Below are 19,901 nucleotides of genomic sequence, written 5' to 3'. Positions count from 1 at the left end.
GCCGCCCCTTATTTTGTAAGGGGCGGCTTTGCTTATTGATAAGCCTTTGTTCCAGCAGTGCGTAGGCTGTAGGCGTGTTTTAAAGCCACTGTAACAGGACGAACAGTTGGAAGTTCGACTTCGTCTATTTTCGAAACGGGCAAGAGACCAACAGACGTGCTCGTAATAAAAACTTCATCAGCGTCTTTTAAAAAGGAAGGAGTCATATTTTGTTCTCGGATTTGAATGGCTTGTTCCTGCGCACATTCCAGTACGTTAGCGCGCGTAATACCGGATAGAATTTTTCTTGTGGCAGGAGTCGTGAACAAGACGTTGTCTTTTATCGCAAATACATTGCTGCTCGACCCTTCGGTTATGTATCCGTCTTTTACTAAAATAGCTTCTTTACATCCTTTAGAAGCCGCAGCTTGTTTGGCCAGAAGGTTAGGAAGTAGGTTCAATGATTTGATATAGCAATTAGCCCATCGTTCGTCTTCTAAAAGAAGCGTGGAAATGCCTTTTTCATAGGCTTCTTCAGGTGTTTGGCGAGGATGGCGTATTGTGAGTGCTAATTGTGCAGGTACATCGGGAAATAAATGATTTCGAGGAGCAATCCCGCGCGTAACTTGAATATAAATATCAGCGTCTTTTAACGTTGATTTTTCCATTGCTTGACGAATGATGTCCTTTAGCTCTTGTCTTGAAACCGGCAGTTCGATAAAGATTGCCTTTGCACTTCTTTCTAAGCGGTCTAAGTGACGTTCAATCGAAAACGGAACTCCTTTGTATACGCGAATAAATTCATAAACACCGTCTCCAAACTGGTGACCGCGTTCATCAATTGGAATAACAGCCTCATTAATATCTCTAAACTTTCCAGCATAATATGCTAATTCCATCTTGAAAAACTCCCTTCCTTTAGATATTAAAACGTTAACATAAAATTCAGCAAAATGAAATTATTTACTTGGTTTCTCCAAAGAAAATGAAAAAAGTCATACTCCTTTAGGAGTATGACTTTTATGAAAACGTACGTTTGAATGCTAATGAAAATTTCTGAATGGCTTTTTTAGGTGTAACAAACTGAACGATGAGCTTGGTACCGGTGATGAACCAATCGACAATACGGCTGCCGAGAAGCATCGTTACCAAAATGGACAGTGCGATTAAGACGATAATACCCCATGACGTTGGCTCTAGACTTTTTGAGAAGTCAGTTGTAAAGAACCATTTTAAAATGAAGCCGTGCAATAAATACACGTATAGGGATCGCTGTCCAATGCTTGTTAAAGCAAAACCGCGCGTTGGAATTAAAGCCATAAAGGCAAAAGATACAAGAAAAGCAATTCCATAGTGAGAAACGCGCATTAAAAATTCGGCCACATTGTCGTATGTGTTCGTTCCATACAGCATATCTGTGTAAGCCGTGTCGTCTAGAAAAGAATAGCTTCCAATTAATGTAACTAGTAATACAATGGATGCAATGATTCGATTTCGCGCTGTCAAAAGATTTGTAAAAGGCTCTTGTCGCTGTGACAAATAGTAGCCTAAAAGGAAAAACGGGAAGAAGACAAACATTCGGCTAATGCTTAGAATTTTATCAAATCCGTCAATATCAATGAAACCCATTGCAAGTCCAAGCGAAATAGAGACAGTTAAGCTAATCCACATCGGGAATTTCGCAAAGAAAGGAAGCATTAATTTCCAAAAAATTAAGCTCAGTAGAAACCACATTGCCCATCTAGGAACCAAATATTGAAGCGTGTACGTTTCATCTGTATAAAGCACACTATAATAAAGGGTATAGATAGTTTGGAAAGCTAAGTAAGGAAGAGCCACCTTTGTAAATATTTTTTTGTAATAGCCTTTTTTATGAAAATTTTTTGAGAAATAACCTGCTAGTAAAATAAAGACAGGCATATGGAAAATAAAGATAAAGTGATAAATGGACAGCATTCCGCTACTATCTGTTCGGTACGGAGAAATCATGTGTCCAAATACAACTAAAAAAATTAATACGAATTTAGCATTATCAAAGTAAGCATTTCGAGTATTCATAGTATTATTTTTCCTCAACATATGCTGATGTAAACCTCCCACCAACAAGATTTATTTAAATGGCGATTATTGTTAGAATAACCTTTCACTACGGAATTAAAACATGAATTCTTCTTTTTTGCAATTACATAAAGGCTTGAAAAACCTGTCGAATCAACGCTTTTGTTATAAAAACGATGTGTTTTTGTTACAAATGTCTTTTTGAAAAAAGAAAAATATTGATATAACAATATTTATTCGTTACGCTAATAGTGAAATTTGTTTTGCAACTGTAACATGAATTTAATATTTTTTGTCCAGTAAAACACTTATATTGCAGTGTTCGACATCTACATATCACAGAAGAAAGTTGTAGATTTCTTGAAAAAATGATAGAAAAGATACACATACCGCTGGAGGGGGAGTACGATGAAATCCTTTTATCACTATATAATGAAATTCCGATCAAATAAAAAGCATGATCGAATGGGAGAGTTTGCGCGAAGTGCTTATGATGATCACAGCTTCCCGAAATCTTCAACAGATTATGACGAACTGAGTTCTTATTTAGAGCTCAACGGACATTATTTATCAAGTATGACCGTATTTGATGAAGCATGGGAGCTTTATCAAAATAATGCGTGAGAAATAAAAAAGCAGGCTGATGGATATCCATCAGCCTGCTTTTTTACTTTCTTTAGCTCATGCAATAAGCAAGGGTAAAAATGATAGAGGGCAATAGATAATAAAGGCTTGGTTCTAAAGATGTTATACTTCCCCTTTTTTAGTTACTGCATATAATATTGTAACTTTTCAGTAGGTGTATGTTTACTAAGGAGGTGCGACGATGGCAGGGAAGAAAAAACCTAAATACGGAATTGGTGAAACAGTCGTTGTAACAATATACGGGACCGTTGGCACTATTACCGATATAAAAGTGATGGATGGGATTTTTGTATACGAAATCAACCATAGTGAAGGTCTTTTTTTAGAAGATACAATTGAGCTTCTAGAAGAATATGAAGGTCAAATATTAGTGCAGGAAAGAGTAGAGCTTGAATATAAATTTTTCTTCGGCGATATCGTCCAGGTTTTTAATTATGGAAAAGAGTTATTTAAAATCATTGGTATTCGAACAGAAATATGGCGTTATAAAGAGGATTCATGGGAAGATATTGTCTATGAATTGTCACGTGTAACAGATGGAGAATGGCTTGAGGCTAGTGAAGAAGAACTCATTCTCGTAACTCCTCATGAGGAAACAGAAAATTACGCTCAAAGTGTTGATATGTTGTATTTAGGTAAAGAAATTAAAAAGACGGAGTTGCTACCAAAGATGAAAAAACAAAACGGTTCTGAAAAAGAAGAAGTGAGGTTAACTAAAGAAAAGCATGAGATTATAAACGGTCTTTTAGATGTGTACAATGATTATAAATTTTTGTATGAGCTTTTTGAAGATGAAGAATACGCTGAAGTCATGAACTTAGTGCTGAAACATTTAAAAAAGATAGCAAAATCCGAACAAGGAAAATAGCAGGTAGATGCCTAATAAATAAAAGATAGCCGAGATAGATCATCACATCTCTCTTAGCTATCTTTTATTGTGTATACGGCGATGGAAATGAAAAAAGAATGGGTATAATTACCTTTCTGTTTAAACTGCTGAAATTTTAGACATACTATTGCCGAATTGTTCATAAATGTGTATAAGGTAAAACTTCAAGCAGAAGATGGAGTGAACCTATTTTTAAGAAAAATAAGGTACGCTAATCCGTTCAAACGGGATAAGGAGTGATATTGTGAAAGAAATCGAAGTGGTCATTGATACGGAAGAAATTGCGGAGTTCTTTTACAATGAACTAGTCAAGCGAGGCTATGTTCCCGCTGAAGAAGAGCTAGGCGAATTAGCGGATATAACTTTTGATTATCTCATTGATAAATGTATTATTGATGAGCAAGATGAAGAATAAAAAGATAGATACATCTGTAACGACGGGGAAACTCGTCGTTTTGTTTATGAGACAGCGGCTATGAAAAAGGGTTAGCAGCTTTGATAGCAGATTGCACTTTTATATGATGCTGAAGGGGAATTTTTTTAACTGAAGAAGCGGGAATAGACTCAAGGAGAGAAAATATGCTTTCGTCTTCAAACCACTCATCTTTTCTTAAAAAAAGGTGTACGCGGTCTCCCCAGCTCATATTTAAAGTCGGGCTATACAGCTTTTTGAAATGAGTTCGATTCTTTGTAAATATATCCGAATTATAATCGCTTCGAGACCCTGTGTGGGGGTGTTTAAGGCTAAATGTATAGATAGAATCATGCAAGTTTGAATAAAAAAGAAGAACGTATAAAGTTTTTCCCACTTCAATCCGTCTTAAGACAGACTCGAAATGATACACTTTTGTTCCACTTAAATCAATTTTATTACCTGAATAATAGGGAAAGACGATTTGAGTCATACCGAGAAAGTTTTGAGTGTGAAACTGCCAAGAGTGAAGAACATCCCGCTGAAACTCTTTTTTAAAGAGAACATTTTTTTCGATATGATACTGTTCGTTCACAATCAGGGCTATTGATAAGAGCGTTTTGTTTCTATGCTGCCAAAAGTCATTCCAAACAGCTTTCATAAAAGAAGATATGTGAAAAGCTGGGAGTAAATGAAACAGATTGCTGTTTTGCTCTTTGCTTTTTTCATAGAGTAACAGCTGAGCGTAAGCATCATGAAAAATGGCGGAATTGGAATGTTCTAAAAACAAGAAGTACGCGTGCTGTTTTTCTGGAGAAAGCAGGGATTTTATTAAGGTAGTGGAGAGATCTGTCATGTAATAGCCGCCGTTTCGTGAAACCAAGTGTGCTAAAAAAGCCCAGTGAATTTCGGGGTGTTTTTGATAATAGTCTAAATAAGCTTGGGTACGTGTAACATTGTTTTGATTAGCTTTTTTTACTTTTTTTCGAATCTCTTTAATCAATTTTACGTCTTCTCCGATAAAAGACAGCGGGAGGGTAGCAGGAGGTTTGAGCTGCATCATCTGCTGCAGGCGAAGAACATCCGCCAATCTAATGAGGGGATTTGTGTCAGTAGAAGTCATGTTAAGCCTCCTTTGAAACGTTTAACTATATAAAAAAAGGGTAAGGGACTTTTTGAAACCTTTATAACATTTCGTACGTATAAAGGGTAACAAATGTTAAGAAAAGAGGTTTTCTTTATGTTCAGAAAAATTTTTGAATCATTAACTGGATCTAAACATCGACGCTACAGCAGCAGCGATCGACACTATCGACGTCCTCGTCACTACAGCAGCAGCGATCATCATTACAGACGTCCTCGTCACCATAGCAGCAGTAGCGATTATAAACGAAGCAAATATTATGACAGCCACAGTCATTCAAAATATGGCCACCACCACTACAAGCGCAAACGTAAAAGTGGAAGCTTCTTCTCAAGCTTTTTCTCAAGTTGATTTGGAATGAAAAAACGAATGTTTAAACATCTTCATCGCTGGCTAGTTGACCGTACTTTTAAAAAAGGAAAAGTCATTTGTGAACGCTATGAAATCATAGATGTACTGGGAATGGGAAGCTATGGTATAACATATGTTGCTAATGACATTGTGCAACAAAAAAAGGTAGTAGTAAAGCAGCTCCGTAAAACGAAGCAGCGCACGTCTCAGGGGCTGAAGTCTTATCATTATGAAGCGAAACTGCTGTCTCAATTAAATCATCCTCAAATTCCTTCACTGTATGAAGCTGTGGAAACCGATGAAGGATGTTTCCTAGTGATGGAGTTGATTCAAGGAAAAACGTTTGAAGATTTAATTTTTGAAGAGAAGTGCGTATATACGGAAGAAAAAGCGCTTGACATTTTACTTGATATTCTAGAAGTAGTTTCCGTTATTCATGAGCAAGGAATTGTTCACCGTGACCTTCGTATTCCAAATATTATTGATGTTGAAGGAACCATTCATATTATCGACTTCGGTCTTTCTAGATTTTTAGGAGATTATGAAGAAACAAGCAGCCTGGTAGAAGAGCAGCAGTTTATGAGAAGAACATCTGCTGCAAGCGATATCTATGCACTTGGTCATTTTCTTTTATTTTTATTATACTCTGGTTATGAGCCTACGGAAAAACAAGAAAGAAGCTGGGAACAAGAGCTAAGTTTGTCGACACCTATTAAGACCATCATTCAAAAAATGCTGAGAGCAGATGAATCGTATGAAAGCATTAAAAGTTTACAAAAAGATATTTATGACTATATAAATAGTAAGAACTCAGGGAGGGGAAAGTATGGCGCTATTTAATAAAGCGTTAGCCCGCATTGGAATTGGTGCAGCGCGTGTAGATGCTAAGCTTGTCAATGATGAATTTCGTGCTGGTGAAAAGATTGAAGGGATTGTTGAAGTGTACGGAGGAAATGTTGAGCAGAAAATTGACAGCATCTATCTGCGTCTATTTACAACCTATGTAAAAGAAAGAGACGATAAAAAATACAAGCAGGATATTGAGCTTAATACGTTTAAGATTAATGACCCGTTCACGATTCAACCATCTGAAACGAAGTCTATTCCTTTTACCTTTCAGCTGCCTGATGATACGCCTGTTACATTAGGAAGAACCCGGGTTTGGGTAGCAACGAGCCTTGATATTAAAGATGCCGTTGATCCGTCAGATATTGATCATGTAAAAGTGCTTCCTAACCTTATGGTAACAAGCACAATTGAAGCTATGGAACAGCTTGGCTTTCGCTTGCGCCAAGTCGAGTGCGAAGAAGCTCCTCGCCGGATGAGAAAAAGACTTCCTTTTGTTCAAGAATTTGAATTTGTTCCAAGCGGTGGAGTGTATGCTGGGAAAGTAGATGAAATTGAAATCATCGTGCAGCCGAGCGGCTTACATGACTACGATTTATTTATAGAAGTAGATCGACGTGCCAGAGGGTTTGGCGGCTTTCTATCTGAAATGCTGGATGCAGATGAGTCGCTCGTTCATGTTCATGTTTCTGAAAAAGAAATTCCTCAGTTAAAAAATATATTAACCAGTATTATTTCACGCTATAGCTAACGTGCATAGCTCTCCTTTATTTTTCGTATATTAAAGACAGTAAAAAGAAAGGAGAGAGGTATATGCCGCAATCAAAGCAAACGAAAAAAATAAATGCAAAAGAGGAATTTTCGGCTGAATTTGTCGTTCATCAAGCTCCTAGGCCAGAAGACTATATTCAGCCAAAACGTGTGAATAAGTAAAGCATGTAGAACGCTACATGCTTTTTCTTTTAATAGGTTGGAGGAAATAAAAAATGGTAAATCGCACTACAAAATATTCTCTATTTATTGTATCGCTTTTAGCTTTCTTTTTACTCATTTTATTTACGTTTAATACACCTTGGGTGAAACAGCTTGACTTTAATGTACTTCATACTATTGAAGGATGGAGGACGGACACGTTAACACCCATCATCATATTTATAACAACCGTAGGATCTTGGTATGTCACTGCGCCAATATGGTTTGCGATTATAGTATTTCTTCTTTATAAACGAAAAGGATTGCTCGCTATATATATCACGCTCGTTTTTTGGGGAGTTCGCGCTTTAAATTGGGGATTGAAGGAGATTTTTGCAAGACCAAGACCTGATTGGAGTCAAGTCGTTCCCGCCTCTCACTATAGTTTTCCGAGCGGACATGCCATGAACTCAATGGCGTTTTACAGCGGAGTACTTTTGTTAATATGGATGTATACAAGAAGCAGGGCTATTAAAACGGCAGCTGCATGCGTAATTGCTATTGTTATTTTATTAATTGGATTTAGCCGTTTGTATTTAGGCGTACACTTTTTAACGGATATACTAGCAGGATATTGTTTAGGACTTGCTTGGTCTTTAGTGGTCTACCTCCTTTCTAAGCGCCTATATAACCAAAAATAGGAGCAATGGTTACATTTTTTTCGTTAATATTTCATTTTGTTTAAGTAGGCCTATTGATTCATCCATTCAAAAACAACTAATGATAAAATGGGAAACAAATATTTTATGTACATGTTTAATAAGAAAAAACTAGTAATTTCGACAAAAAACGTTTTGATTCGATAAAGGATTTTCGGATTTTATCACTAATTATATAAGAATACATGACGTAAAAGAGTAAATACTTGCTTTTGGGTGGAGGGAAGAATGTTGAGTGTGTGGACCACAATAAAAAAACAATTTAATATTAGCACAGAATATGATGTAACCATTATGCAAACAGAAGAAAAAGGCGAAAAGCGCGGATATAAGCCTGTCCATCGTCTAACGATTACAGCATTCGATCATCAAGACGCAGCAACACAAGTATTTCAGATGTTTAATATTGCTGATAATTTGCCAAAAGATTGTGATGCGAGGTTTATTAGCACAGGCGATATTTTGTTAATTGATGAAGGTACTCGAGGAAAGTATTACTACAAGCTATGGACAGACGGCTGGCAAAAAGTGAACCGCCTGCACGTACGTTAAACATAAGGTAAAAGCGACCTATCTGGCCGCTTTTTATTTATATGTTAACCCTTAGTAATCACGAGTATGATGGCCAGGGCCATTTTTTCGGTTTGTTGCTGAATATTCATCTCCATGGGCTTCATGTTCTGCTATAATTGCTTCTTTTGGAATATGATTATTCTTTTTAGGCGAATTAATTCGGTTGCGATGTTTTTTTCCCATACATATCACCTCAGCTAACGTTAGTAAATCCCTTGCGCTATTAGCGTACCCTTATATAAAAAGACATACTACGCCATTTTTTGGGCAGTATGTCTTTTTATTTTTGACGCATAATGTTAGAAGTAAATAGACATGCAAGGGATACAATATGGTATAGTGAAAGCGTAAGATTTTTTACATATAGGAGGTACGAAATGAGCGTACATATTGGGGCAAAACAAGGTGATATTGCAGAAACGATTTTACTTCCAGGTGATCCACTTCGTGCAAAATACATTGCAGAAACATTTTTAGAAGATGTAACTTGCTATAACGAAGTGCGCGGTATGCTTGGATTTACAGGAACATATAAAGGAAAGCGCGTTTCTGTTCAAGGAACAGGAATGGGTGTACCATCAATTGCTATTTATGTAAATGAACTAATGAATGAATATGGTGTTCAAAACCTAATTCGCGTTGGTACATGCGGAGCAATTCAAAAAGATGTAAAAGTACGTGACGTTATTTTAGCCATGTCTTCGTCAAGTGATTCACAAATGAACCGCGTTAAATTTGGTCCTATTGACTATGCACCGACAGCTAACTTTGATTTATTAAAGCGCGCTTACGATGCAGGTGTTGAAAAAGGCCTTCAGTTAAAAGTAGGAAGTGTATTTACATCTGATCAATTTTACAATGAAGACGGCCAGCTAGAAAAATTGGCAGCTCACGGCGTATTGGCAGTTGAAATGGAAACAACGGCTTTGTATACGCTAGCTGCTAAATACGGTCGTAATGCTTTATCGGTTTTAACAGTAAGTGATCACATTTTCACTGGTGAAGAAACAACGTCAGAAGAGCGTCAAACGACGTTTAACGATATGATTGTTGTTGCGCTTGAAGCAGCAATTAATGAATGAACATAATTTCGTTTCGTTTATTTGCTGAATAGCAGCGAAATACTGCGGCGTAACAAATAAAAAGACGAGAAGCAATCAAGCTTCTCGTCTTTTTATTTGTGAAAATTAATTGTTTCCAAACGGGAAATTGTATGGTACGATTTGATACGTTAAAAACGGCTTTGATTTTCGTGAAAGTCGAAAATCGTATAAAAAATTCATAAGAGGTGATAAACCATCATGATGGCAAGTATTAAACAGCAGTGGTTTTCAAACGTTCGAGCAGATATTTTGTCTGGGATGACAGTTGCTCTTGCGCTTATTCCAGAAGCCCTTGCTTTTTCCATTATCGCCGGTGTCGATCCCATGGTTGGTCTGTATGCATCTTTTTGTATGGCAATTGTGATTGCTTTTACAGGCGGAAGACCAGCTATGATTTCAGCTGCAACAGGAGCAATGTCTTTATTGATGATTAACTTAGTCAAAGATCACGGCATTGAGTATTTATTTGCAGCTACTGTTTTAACTGGAATCATTCAAATTTTACTTGGTGTTTTGAAAGTAGGAAGGTTTTTATCGTTTCTTCCTCAAACAGTTATGATTGGATTTGTAAATGCGCTGGGTATTTTAATTTTTACAGCACAGCTTCCGCATTTTGAAGGAGCAAATTGGATGATGTACGCAATGGTAGCCGGAACGCTGCTCATCGTCTATTTATTTCCGTTCATGACCAAAGCAATACCATCTCCGCTTGTTGCTATTGTCTTGATGACGATTGTAGCGATTGTCTTTCATTTAGATTTAAAAACGGTAGGAGATATGGGGAATATTACGCGTTCACTGCCGGTTCTTCATTTTCCGAAGGTTGATTTATCAGTGGAGACACTGCTTATCATTTTACCTTATTCGCTTCCTTTGGCGATTGTAGGCCTACTTGAATCTATGCTAACGGCAACGGTACTGGACGAAATTACAGATACGCCTTCGAATAAAAATAAAGAAGCGCGCGGTCAAGGCATCGCTAATATTGTAACAGGCTTCTTTGGAGGAATGGCTGGCTGTGCCATGATTGGACAATCTATGATTAATGTAAAATCAGGGGGACGAGGAAGGTTATCTACCTTAGTCGCCGGAGTCTTTTTATTGTTCTTAATTATGGTGCTTGGCGATGTTGTTAAACAAATTCCAATGGCTGCTCTTGTAGGCGTTATGTTTATGGTAGCTGCCGGTACATTTGATTGGCAGTCCCTTAAAGACTTAACGAAATATCCTCTATCGGATGCCATTGTAATGGTTGTTACGGTGGTTATCGTATTGTTTACACATAACTTAGCATTAGGAGTAATGGTAGGTATTGTTTTAAGTACCATTGTATTTGGCTGGAAGATGGCTAAAATCAAAACAACTTCACAAACAGAAGGCAATATGAAACAATACAGGGTTTCAGGGCAATTATTTTTTGCCACCATCAGTTTCTTCATGGATGAATTTCAGTATGAAACAGACCCAGATACCATCATTATTGATTTTAGTTCTTCTCATATATGGGATCAATCGGCCGTGATTGGCATCTCAAAAATTATCGATAAGTACGAGCAATTGAATAAAAAGGTTATTGTAAAAGGACTAAATGAAGAGAGTAAAAAAATCGTAAGGCAAATTGGCTTAACGTCGCTGACGCATAAATAAAAGGTGTGCAATTGCACACCTTTTTTTATGCGTTTCGTTTTAGTAGCTGTATGAGCCAGGTGAAAAAAGAAGTTGTAGATGAAGGTACGGATGTCTGTTTTAACAAAATAGCATAGGCTTTGCGCCGATATTGGTAATCAAGCATGCATATCTACTCCTTTTAAAACAGAATTCGGAAGCGTTTTCTTTATTGTAGCATGCTTAATAGGGAGATAAAAGAAAAAAGAGAGACCATCGTCTCTCTTTAATCATTTCCAAACATATAGCGTTTGTGATGCCATGAGATTCCAAACATCAGACCCATTGCAAACATGTTCCCCATCAGTGAACTACCTCCATACGAAATAAAAGGAAGTGGAATTCCGGTAATAGGCAAGACTTGAATGGTCATACCGATATTTTGAAATACGTGGAACGTAAGCATTGAAATAACGCCTACACATAAGTAAGAATTGAATTCATTTTTTGTTTCAAGGCCTAGCTTGATCAAGTAATAAACGAGTACGAAGAAAAGACTAATAACAATGCTGGCGCCGATAAAGCCAAACTCTTCTCCAATAACCGCAAAAATAAAGTCGGTCTGTCCCTCTGGCAAATAGACAACTCCATTTCCAATTCCTTTACCGTTTACCATTCCTGATCCAATCGCATCTAACGATTTCTTTAAATGATAACCCTCTCCCGAACTATATGACTCAGGATCAAGCCAAGAATAAATACGTCCAAATTGGTATTGCTTAACCCCTAGATACTTTTCTAATAGGCTAGGTGCATAAACAACAAGTCCCAAAATGACAGAACCAACCGCCGTAATACCTAAAAATGCAGGCGCGATGATTTTCCAGCTTACGCCTGAAACAAATACAAGTCCAACCGTGATTGCTAAGAACACAAGAGCGGTACCTAAGTCAGGCTGCTGCATGATTAATAATAAAGGTAAAGCAAGTACAGCACCCAGTTTACCAAGCAGTAAAAAGTCTTCTCTTACTGTCCGGATACGATATTTTTCATTGTGTTTCACAATGACCGTGCTCAGTGTGATAATCAAAAACACTTTCATAAACTCTGATGGCTGTAACGAAAAGCCTGGAAGTGTGAACCAACTTTTTGCCCCGTTAATTTCTCTGGCAATGCTTGACGGAGCCACTAGTAAAAGAAGCAATAAAAAGTTCCCAAATCCATAAAAAACCCACGTTAGCTTTTGAAGCTGATCGGAGTCAAAACGCATGACAAACCCTATAATCACCATTCCGATTATATAAAAAACAACTTGTTGCGCTACGAAGTTCTTATCATACTGCCCAATTTTTTCAGCACTATGGATTGCCACAACGCTTACGCAAAACAATAGGAAGATTAGGAAAGCCAAGTTCCAGTCAAATCTACTAACATTTCTTTGATTTTCACCCATATTATTCACCTGTCACTATTAAATCTCATTCTTTCTTTATGATAAAAGAAAAATGCTGGTTTTTAATGCAAAGTCGATTAATGAAGAGTCGCACTAACCCCACTTTGCAGTTTTTGCTTTGAATATAGACTTGCTAAAAGTAAGAAAAGATATGTCGCAAGCTGCGTTACCATACAGCCTCTTATTATACATGAATTATTCTATAACATAAATAGGAGAAATGATAACAATTTCTTTTTTCTAAAAACTCTATTTGCAGGGATTTATTCAATTCATCTTCTTTATCTCCTTAAAGGTTAATATGAAAACATATTATAGGAATTTATCTTTTTTTGCACGTGAAAAGATAAAGGAACGTGTATATATAACGAAAGAAAGGGCAAATAGTTTCATACGAACGACTGAAAAATTCTAAACTGCGAGGACTAAATCTAGCAAGCTATACATATGAATAATAGTAAAGATAAGAGAAAGTGTTCTACACTATCTTTTTCTAAATGCAGACATTCAACTTCTTAGCACTCCCACAAGTAAACAGTTGAGACAAGAATACAGTTATATTCTACTTTCTTGCTGATGAACGAACGTATGGAAGGTATACGGATAGATTACTGAATAAGAGACACAGGATATTAGGAAAATAATAGATAGAGATTAATAGAATCATAACGTAGAGAGGTGTGTTTATGATTATAGGGGCAAGCGTGACAGCATTTTTATTATTATGGTGGACAATTTTTTATAGCGGGCGCTACTATCATTATGTTTCAGAGCCTGTGGGCAAAAGAATTTCCCTTCACGTAGGAATACATGTCACCTTAGTGGTTGGAGTGAATGCATGTCTCTGGCTTGAGCAGCCGCTGCTTTTTTCTAGCATTTTAGCAGGGTGTGCAGGACTAGGAGCCGGATGGTTTGTAGGGATTCCTTTTTCGGTAAAAAGTATTTTAAGCGGAATAATGGGGGGCATAGGAACGGGTGTTAGTTTTTATATCTCTATGAGCATGTGGATGGATCAATTTAACTGGCTATCGTTTTTATTGATAGGAACGAGCGTTATTTTTAGCGGAAGCTCGTTATTTCAAGTGTTAAAATCGATTCCGTCATTTGAAAAGGTACTGGTGAAAATGTGGATTCAACATCCTTTTCTGATAGCTCCTATTTTGATTACCGTATTTTGGCTGTATAATTTTATTGAAAAATATTTTCCGCAAGCAGATCCAACACGCAAGTAGTTTCCGTGTTGGATTTATTATTTCCTCCGATAAGGTTCCCCTTTAAGCTCACCAAGTTTGACATAGTTCAATTAGTCTATAGAAGGTAAAAGTAGACATTCACCTATCTTCATTATGATGCATACTGTAACGTAGCAAGCATTATAAAGGGGGAGTGCGTATGTATCCATATCAATACGATCCACGTTTTCAAAATTTGTTTCCACCTGGAGGAGGCCAAGGGTTTCCATCGTTTCCACCTGGAGGGGGAGGTCAAGGATTTCCGCCGCCGCCACCTGGAGGAGGTCAAGGATTTCCACCGCCACCACCTGGAGGAGGGGGCCAAGGGTTTCCGCCGCAGGGAGGAGCGCAGCCGCCTTCAAGTCCACCGCCAGCTTTTACACCTACACCAAAGCTAGGTTCAGGAGGTCCATCACTTTATGCTGTTGATCCAGGTGCTATTTCAGGGTGCTTATACCGATACACCTATATATGGCCGAGAAATGGTCGACCTTACTGGTTTTACCCAACCTTTGTAGGCAGACGCTCAGTTGCAGGATATCGCTGGACAGGATCTTTCTGGGTGTATGCTGGGGTAGATGTAAATCAAATTCGAGAATTTCAATGTGTATAAAACTCCGCTTGCGGAGTTTTTTTGTGCGAAAAGGTTGACGCATAAAAAATGACGTTATATAATAAATCTCGAATTAAAGATAATTCGTTTAGTAATATCTCGAATTAATGATAAAATACACTTTTTAGGAGATGACATTTATGGCAAATGTATTATATGTAAAAGTAAATCCGCAGGTTGATGAAGCATCATTTTCAACTCGTTTAGCACAGGTTTTCTTAGATGAGTATAAAACAGCAAACCCGACTGATACAGTGACAACGCTTGATCTGTATAAAGAAACAGTTCCATTCATTGATGGAGATGTTTTAGCGGCATGGGGAAAAGCTGGAGCTGGTGAAGAATTATCAGCTGTTGAATTAGAAAAAGTAACGCGTATGGGTGAATTAGTAGAGCAGTTTTTACAAGCTGACAAAGTTATTTTCTCAGCTCCAATGTGGAACTTAAGCTTCCCTCCACTAATGAAAGCATATATTGATAACATTTTAATTGCAGGAAAAACGTTTAAATATACTGAAAATGGTCCAGTAGGATTAGCTTCAGATAAAAAAGTAGTATTACTAGAAGCTCGTGGAGGCGTGTATTCAGAAGGCCCTGCGGCAGAGCTAGAATTTACTCAAAGCTATTTACGTACAGTGATGAGCTTCATTGGTGTTCAAGATTTCCAACTGGTTGTTGCAGAAGGCATGGCTTACACACCAGCAGAAGCAGACAATATTCTAGCAAAAGCATCTGAAAAAGCAAAAGAAGTTGCGTCAACGTTCTAATGTCAAAAGCCCTTTAAAAGGGCTTTTTTTTAGGTTTAAAATTCAATATCCCTCCTTCGGAAAATATGTAAAGGGTTACATAAAGTGCAGCATAGAGAACGTACTTCTTATAAAAGCGCTTATACATTTTTATTTACAAGACAAAAAAAGCATGGTTAAATAATGACCATGTTAACGTAACATCGGGATAGGGGAAGTTTTTCTGCAGAATCATTGGGGTATGCTACAAGTACAATCTAAAAAAGGGTGATTGAGATGTTTAAAAAATTATTTGGTAATAAGACAAAATCAAAAGAAACAACCGTTCTAGCTCCGCTTTCAGGTAATATCCTGCCAATCAGCGAAGTGCCAGATCCAGTGTTCGCACAGAAGATGATGGGAGACGGTTTTGCAATCGAGCCTTCAGAGGGACAAGTTGTTTCACCCGTTGCTGGGGAAGTAGTTCAGCTTTTCCATACAAAACATGCGGTAGGCTTAAAAACAGAAGCCGGTACGGAAGTATTAATACATATCGGCCTTGAAACAGTGGCAATGGAAGGCGAAGGATTCGAAGCTCACGTGGCACAAGGTGACAAAGTAAGTGTAGGAACACCTCTTATTACATTTGATTTAGCACTTATTCAAGAAAAAGCGAAAAGCATTATCACACCAATTGTTATTACAAATAGTGATGCAAGTGAAAGTTTCGAAATTTTGGCTCAAGGGACGGTTCAAAAAGGCGAAACGGCTTGTGCAAAAGTAACGATGAAGTAATAAGCAAAGCCTTTTCCTTTAAGAAAGGAGAGCGCATTTGAAGATTTTAAAAGTGTTAAATAACAACGCTGTTGTCTTTAAGGAAGGCGGAGTTGAAAAGATTGCGATGGGTCCCGGTATCGCTTTTCAAAAAGGTAAAAATGACCTTATTAATGCTGCGAAAGTGGAGAAAGTCTTTGTCATGAAAGAAGAACAGGAAAAGTTTCAAGAACTATTAAAAAACCTTCCTGAAGAGCATATTCAAGTGGCGGAAGAAATCATTTCGTATGCTGAGCAGCAGCTTTCTGCTACGCTAAGTCATCATGTGCATATTGCTTTGAGCGATCATTTATCCTTTGCTGTCGAAAGGATAGCCCGCGGAATTTCCATACAAAATAAATTGCTTAATGAAATTAAATCTCTCTATCAGCCTGAGTATGCAATAGGAGTGTGGGCTCTTCAGCATATCAAAAAGAGACTAGATATCACGATGCCGATTGACGAAGCGGGATATATTGCGCTTCATATTCATACGGCGAAACTGAATTCACCGGGAATGCAGCAGCTAATGATGAATACAACGATTATTAATGAAATGGTTACGATTATAAAAAAAGAGCTGAATACGGAGATTGATGAAAATAGCATGTCCTATCAGCGTCTGCTGACTCACTTGCGCTTTGCGTTAAATCGTTTAGCGCAAAATGAACCTTTTCATGAGATGGATGAAGAGATGCTCGACGTATTAAAAGTCAAATATAAAAAATCGTATCAGTGTGCCGAAACGATAAAGCAATTTGTCAAAGATGAGTACGAAATTAATTTTCCAGAAGCGGAGTTAGGATACATCACGCTTCACATTTGCCGAATAGAGCAAAGAATATAGAAAAAAACATTGACGAATATTGTTGCTTTGAGTACAATGAAAGCGTATTAATTGAATAATCGGGATTGTGACTGGTAAAGCAGGCAAGACCTAGAATGCGCATGAAGGACAACTATGTCTTTTATAAGCGTATTTTAGGTCTTGCTTTTTTTATGACATACAAAAAGGAGGAAGTAAGATGGACGTAAAAGAAATTGCTAAAAAGCTTGTTCCGCTTTTAGGAGGAAAAGAAAATATTGCTAGTGCTCAGCACTGTGCTACGCGTTTGCGCCTCGTTATTCGAGATGAAAGCAAAATAGATCAAAAAGGTTTGGATGAAATAGAAGATGTAAAAGGGGCTTTTTCAAATTCAGGACAGTTTCAAATCATTTTTGGAACCGGTCTCGTTAATAAAATTCACGCTGCTTTTGTTAAAGAATTAGGTGCTGAAGAGGCTGCTGCCCCAGTGGATCACCAAGAAGAAATGAAAAAGAAAATGAACCCATTTGCTCGTTTTGCCCGCATGCTTTCCAATATTTTTGTTCCCATTATTCCAGCCATTGTAGCCAGTGGTTTATTAATGGGATTGCTCGGGATGATGAAAGCGTTCCACTGGGTCTCAGAAGATAGCGCGTTGTTTGTGTTGTTAGATATGTTCTCAGGCGCAGCATTTATCATTTTACCGATTTTAATTGGATTTTCAGCTGCAAAAGAATTTGGTTCAAATCCTTATCTGGGAGCGGTTATCGGAGGGATCTTGACGCATCCGATGTTATTAAATCCGTGGACATTAGCAGATGCTAAGCCAGAATATATGGATTTGTTTGGCTTAAGTATTCCGCTGATTGGCTATCAAGGTACTGTCGTTCCAATTTTATTGGCTATCTACGTCATGAGCAAAATTGAAAAGGGACTCCGGAAAATTGTGCCGAATTCGGTTGATTTACTTGTTACGCCTTTTTTAACTGTTATTATCACAGGCTTTGTGTCACTTGTGTTTATTGGTCCTTTCGGCCGCTATATTGGAGATTTAATTTCGATCAGCCTTCAGTCTCTATACGATGTAGCCGGAGTGTTTGCAGGAATTTTGTTTGGTGGCTTATATTCAACCATTGTATTAACAGGCTTGCAGCATAGTTTTCATGCTATTGAAGCAGGACTGCTTGCTAATCCGAAGATTGGCGTTAACTTCTTACTTCCTATTTGGGCCTGCGCGAATGTGGCGCAGGGAGGAGCAGGATTAGCTGTTTACTTTAAAACGAAAAATGCCAAAACGAAAAAAATTGCGATTCCAGCGGCTATTTCTTCCTTCTTAGGAATTACAGAACCGATTATTTTCGGCGTTAACTTAAGGCTTCGAAAGCCATTTATTGCTGCGGCTATAGGCGGAGCAGCCGGGGGAGGCTACGTTGTACTTATGCACGTAGTAGCCAATGCATACGGACTCACAGGTATTCCAATGATGGCAATCGCTGCACCGCTTGGTATGAGCAATTTAATTCACTATATAATCGGTATGGTTATCTCTGTGGGTGTAGCATTCGGCGTTACGTGGTTAATGAAACTAAAAGAAGACTGAGAACCAGCGGTAAGCATACGAGAATAGAGAATGGTATTAGATTTGCTCATCATATTTTATGGTGAGCAAATTTTGTGTCGTAAATATGAAACTTTTTAAAAAGTAATACGTAGAACAGTCAAAGAGATAAGTTGATGTTGTGTAACAGGAATGTAAATGCTACACTACATATATTGGATTGTACTATTATAGTCAGAAAGAGAGCTGGCACATGGAATTTTATCACGATCTTTTTCTATATGCGCCGTATTTATCTGCTTTCGTTTTATACATCCTTTGTTATTATATGCTTCGTGAAGCTAGGTTTACGGCTTTTCATGCGGAACCTGTCACCGACCATGTGAATGCAGGGATTGATCCTTCAGTATTAACAATATGGAAAAGACGAAATGTATTTATACATGTGTATAGAAAAACACCAGTTAAAGAGAAGAATAATGATGAAGAAGATCCTTTCCTTCTGAAAAACACTTCATACATTTAGTCATTATTAGGAGGAAAGAATATGAAAAGAAATAAAAAATTATTATTGCTTGGTTTAATGGGAGCGCTTCTTTTAGCTCTAGCCGGCTGTAGCAGTACAAAAACACCGGTCACGGCTACAAGCGGCGGATTCTGGGATCATTATTTTGTTTACCCTTTATCTATGGCATTAACGAAAATTGCTGAGTGGGCAGGCGGAAGCTATGGTCTGTCTATTATTATTGCGACGGTTATCATTCGTTTAGTTCTATTGCCGCTTATTTTAAAACAGCAAAAGAGCACGATGGCTATGCAAGCACTTCGTCCAGAGATGGAAAAGATTCAAAAGAAATATGCTGGTAAAAAAGATCCTGAAACACAGCAAAAGCAGCAAAAAGAAATGATGCAGCTTTACCAAACGCATAAAATTAATCCGGTTGGCGGATGTTTGCCAATCTTTATTCAAATGCCTATTATTATCGCATTTTATAATGCCATTGCACGAACGCATGAAATTGCACAGCATTCATTCTTATGGGTAAGTTTAGGAAAGCCAGATCCTTACTTCATTTTACCGGTAGTTGCAGCGATTACGACATTCTTACAAATTCGTGTAAGTATGACGGATGAAATTCAACCTCCAATGAAAATGATGATGAACATTATGCCAATCTTCATCTTAGTAGCGGGAATTTCACTTCCATCTGCTCTTGCATTATATTGGGTAATTGGTAACTTATTTGGAATTGGACAAGGTTACTACTTGAAAAAACGTATGAGTTTATTAAAAGAAAAAGATGCGGCTAATAATACAGCACAAGCTAAAACAAAGCCATCACCAAAATCTAAGTCAAAATCATAATATACAAAAAGCGCAGCGAATAGCTGCGCTTTTTTATTTTTTCAAAAATGTGATGAGATAAGGAGATTTGTGTAACGCTATAAAAAAAGACAGGAGTGAA

At 37.6% G+C, this 19,901-nt stretch carries 23 protein-coding genes; 18 read left to right on the top strand and 5 right to left on the bottom strand.

Going from position 1 to position 19,901, the window contains the following annotated elements; translation table 11 throughout:
- Nucleotides 1–32: 32 nt before the first annotated feature.
- Together dat and LIS78_RS20545 are read right to left on the bottom strand one after the other, a co-directional pair.
- The gene (gene dat, locus LIS78_RS20550) at nt 33–878 is read right to left on the bottom strand and encodes a D-amino-acid transaminase (protein WP_195782079.1); all 846 of its coding nucleotides are present in this window, start codon (nt 876–878) and stop codon (nt 33–35) included.
- A gap of 121 nt (nt 879–999) precedes the next feature.
- A complete protein-coding gene (locus tag LIS78_RS20545; RefSeq protein ID WP_013058723.1) occupies nt 1,000–2,037 on the bottom strand; it encodes an acyltransferase family protein in 1,038 nt (345 codons plus the stop codon).
- Nucleotides 2,038–2,445: 408 nt separating this feature from the next.
- Here LIS78_RS20545 and LIS78_RS20540 point away from each other — a divergent pair, with 408 nt between their 5' ends.
- The 3 genes from LIS78_RS20540 to LIS78_RS20530 all read left to right on the top strand — a co-directional run bounded on the left by LIS78_RS20540 (nt 2,446) and on the right by LIS78_RS20530 (nt 3,986).
- On the top strand, nt 2,446–2,661 hold the full coding sequence (locus tag LIS78_RS20540) for a YozE family protein (protein WP_013058722.1): 216 nt from the start codon (nt 2,446–2,448) through the stop codon (nt 2,659–2,661).
- Nucleotides 2,662–2,863: 202 nt separating this feature from the next.
- Nucleotides 2,864–3,550 carry a germination protein YodN gene (gene yodN / locus LIS78_RS20535; protein ID WP_013058721.1) on the top strand — a complete coding sequence of 229 codons (687 nt, stop codon included), beginning with the start codon at nt 2,864–2,866 and terminating at the stop codon, nt 3,548–3,550.
- A gap of 265 nt (nt 3,551–3,815) precedes the next feature.
- Nucleotides 3,816–3,986, top strand: a complete 171-nt coding sequence (locus tag LIS78_RS20530; RefSeq protein WP_013058720.1) for a YozD family protein — start codon at nt 3,816–3,818, stop codon at nt 3,984–3,986.
- A gap of 58 nt (nt 3,987–4,044) precedes the next feature.
- Here LIS78_RS20530 and LIS78_RS20525 read toward each other — a convergent pair whose 3' ends face one another.
- Nucleotides 4,045–5,106: a DUF2515 family protein gene (locus LIS78_RS20525; protein WP_252284278.1), complete on the bottom strand. Its 1,062-nt coding sequence runs from the start codon at nt 5,104–5,106 to the stop codon at nt 4,045–4,047.
- Nucleotides 5,107–5,223: 117 nt separating this feature from the next.
- Here LIS78_RS20525 and LIS78_RS20520 point away from each other — a divergent pair, with 117 nt between their 5' ends.
- The 5 genes from LIS78_RS20520 (at nt 5,224) to LIS78_RS20500 (ending at nt 8,507) form a co-directional block, all read left to right on the top strand.
- Nucleotides 5,224–5,478 carry a hypothetical protein gene (locus LIS78_RS20520; protein WP_114324454.1) on the top strand — a complete coding sequence of 85 codons (255 nt, stop codon included), beginning with the start codon at nt 5,224–5,226 and terminating at the stop codon, nt 5,476–5,478.
- 6 nt (nt 5,479–5,484) lie between these two features.
- The gene (locus tag LIS78_RS20515) at nt 5,485–6,318 is read left to right on the top strand and encodes a serine/threonine protein kinase (RefSeq protein WP_252284277.1); all 834 of its coding nucleotides are present in this window, start codon (nt 5,485–5,487) and stop codon (nt 6,316–6,318) included.
- Nucleotides 6,305–7,075, top strand: coding sequence for a sporulation protein (locus LIS78_RS20510; protein WP_043976625.1), 771 nt, complete (start codon nt 6,305–6,307; stop codon nt 7,073–7,075). Before LIS78_RS20515 ends, LIS78_RS20510 begins: the two co-directional genes overlap by 14 nt.
- A 235-nt stretch (nt 7,076–7,310) precedes the next feature.
- The gene (locus LIS78_RS20505; RefSeq protein WP_252284276.1) at nt 7,311–7,937 is read left to right on the top strand and encodes a phosphatase PAP2 family protein; all 627 of its coding nucleotides are present in this window, start codon (nt 7,311–7,313) and stop codon (nt 7,935–7,937) included.
- Between the two features lie 246 nt (nt 7,938–8,183).
- A complete protein-coding gene (locus tag LIS78_RS20500) occupies nt 8,184–8,507 on the top strand; it encodes a hypothetical protein (RefSeq protein ID WP_013058713.1) in 324 nt (107 codons plus the stop codon).
- Between the two features lie 51 nt (nt 8,508–8,558).
- Here LIS78_RS20500 and LIS78_RS20495 read toward each other — a convergent pair whose 3' ends face one another.
- Nucleotides 8,559–8,711 (bottom strand): hypothetical protein, encoded by a 153-nt coding sequence (locus tag LIS78_RS20495; RefSeq protein ID WP_013058712.1) that lies wholly within the window; start codon nt 8,709–8,711, stop codon nt 8,559–8,561.
- A gap of 194 nt (nt 8,712–8,905) precedes the next feature.
- Here LIS78_RS20495 and deoD point away from each other — a divergent pair, with 194 nt between their 5' ends.
- Both deoD and LIS78_RS20485 read left to right on the top strand, forming a co-directional pair.
- The gene (gene deoD, locus LIS78_RS20490; RefSeq protein WP_013058711.1) at nt 8,906–9,610 is read left to right on the top strand and encodes a purine-nucleoside phosphorylase; all 705 of its coding nucleotides are present in this window, start codon (nt 8,906–8,908) and stop codon (nt 9,608–9,610) included.
- Nucleotides 9,611–9,829: 219 nt separating this feature from the next.
- Nucleotides 9,830–11,278 (top strand): SulP family inorganic anion transporter, encoded by a 1,449-nt coding sequence (locus LIS78_RS20485; RefSeq protein ID WP_252284275.1) that lies wholly within the window; start codon nt 9,830–9,832, stop codon nt 11,276–11,278.
- 244 nt (nt 11,279–11,522) lie between these two features.
- Here LIS78_RS20485 and LIS78_RS20480 read toward each other — a convergent pair whose 3' ends face one another.
- Entirely contained in the window at nt 11,523–12,689 is a 1,167-nt protein-coding gene (locus LIS78_RS20480) for an FtsW/RodA/SpoVE family cell cycle protein (RefSeq protein WP_013084672.1), read from the bottom strand.
- A gap of 686 nt (nt 12,690–13,375) precedes the next feature.
- Here LIS78_RS20480 and LIS78_RS20475 point away from each other — a divergent pair.
- From LIS78_RS20475 to yidC, 8 genes are all read left to right on the top strand, one after another.
- Entirely contained in the window at nt 13,376–13,921 is a 546-nt protein-coding gene (locus LIS78_RS20475) for a hypothetical protein (protein WP_097824454.1), read from the top strand.
- 160 nt (nt 13,922–14,081) lie between these two features.
- Nucleotides 14,082–14,534, top strand: coding sequence for a transporter (locus tag LIS78_RS20470; protein WP_195782085.1), 453 nt, complete (start codon nt 14,082–14,084; stop codon nt 14,532–14,534).
- A 140-nt stretch (nt 14,535–14,674) separates the two neighbouring features.
- Nucleotides 14,675–15,301 carry an FMN-dependent NADH-azoreductase gene (locus LIS78_RS20465; protein WP_045293975.1) on the top strand — a complete coding sequence of 209 codons (627 nt, stop codon included), beginning with the start codon at nt 14,675–14,677 and terminating at the stop codon, nt 15,299–15,301.
- Nucleotides 15,302–15,556: 255 nt separating this feature from the next.
- Nucleotides 15,557–16,054: a PTS sugar transporter subunit IIA gene (locus tag LIS78_RS20460; RefSeq protein ID WP_013084668.1), complete on the top strand. Its 498-nt coding sequence runs from the start codon at nt 15,557–15,559 to the stop codon at nt 16,052–16,054.
- Between the two features lie 37 nt (nt 16,055–16,091).
- The gene (locus LIS78_RS20455; protein ID WP_195782086.1) at nt 16,092–16,919 is read left to right on the top strand and encodes a PRD domain-containing protein; all 828 of its coding nucleotides are present in this window, start codon (nt 16,092–16,094) and stop codon (nt 16,917–16,919) included.
- A 178-nt stretch (nt 16,920–17,097) separates the two neighbouring features.
- Nucleotides 17,098–18,477 carry a sucrose-specific PTS transporter subunit IIBC gene (locus LIS78_RS20450; RefSeq protein ID WP_252284274.1) on the top strand — a complete coding sequence of 460 codons (1,380 nt, stop codon included), beginning with the start codon at nt 17,098–17,100 and terminating at the stop codon, nt 18,475–18,477.
- Nucleotides 18,478–18,688: 211 nt separating this feature from the next.
- Nucleotides 18,689–18,961, top strand: coding sequence for a hypothetical protein (locus tag LIS78_RS20445; protein ID WP_013058702.1), 273 nt, complete (start codon nt 18,689–18,691; stop codon nt 18,959–18,961).
- Between the two features lie 21 nt (nt 18,962–18,982).
- Nucleotides 18,983–19,801: a membrane protein insertase YidC gene (gene yidC, locus LIS78_RS20440; RefSeq protein ID WP_013058701.1), complete on the top strand. Its 819-nt coding sequence runs from the start codon at nt 18,983–18,985 to the stop codon at nt 19,799–19,801.
- Nucleotides 19,802–19,901: the final 100 nt, after the last annotated feature.

The organism is Priestia megaterium (genome assembly GCF_023824195.1).
Lineage (GTDB): Bacteria > Bacillota > Bacilli > Bacillales > Bacillaceae_H > Priestia > Priestia megaterium_D.
Note: the sequence above shows the minus strand (reverse complement) of the source record. Positions and strands in the feature narration are given on the sequence as shown.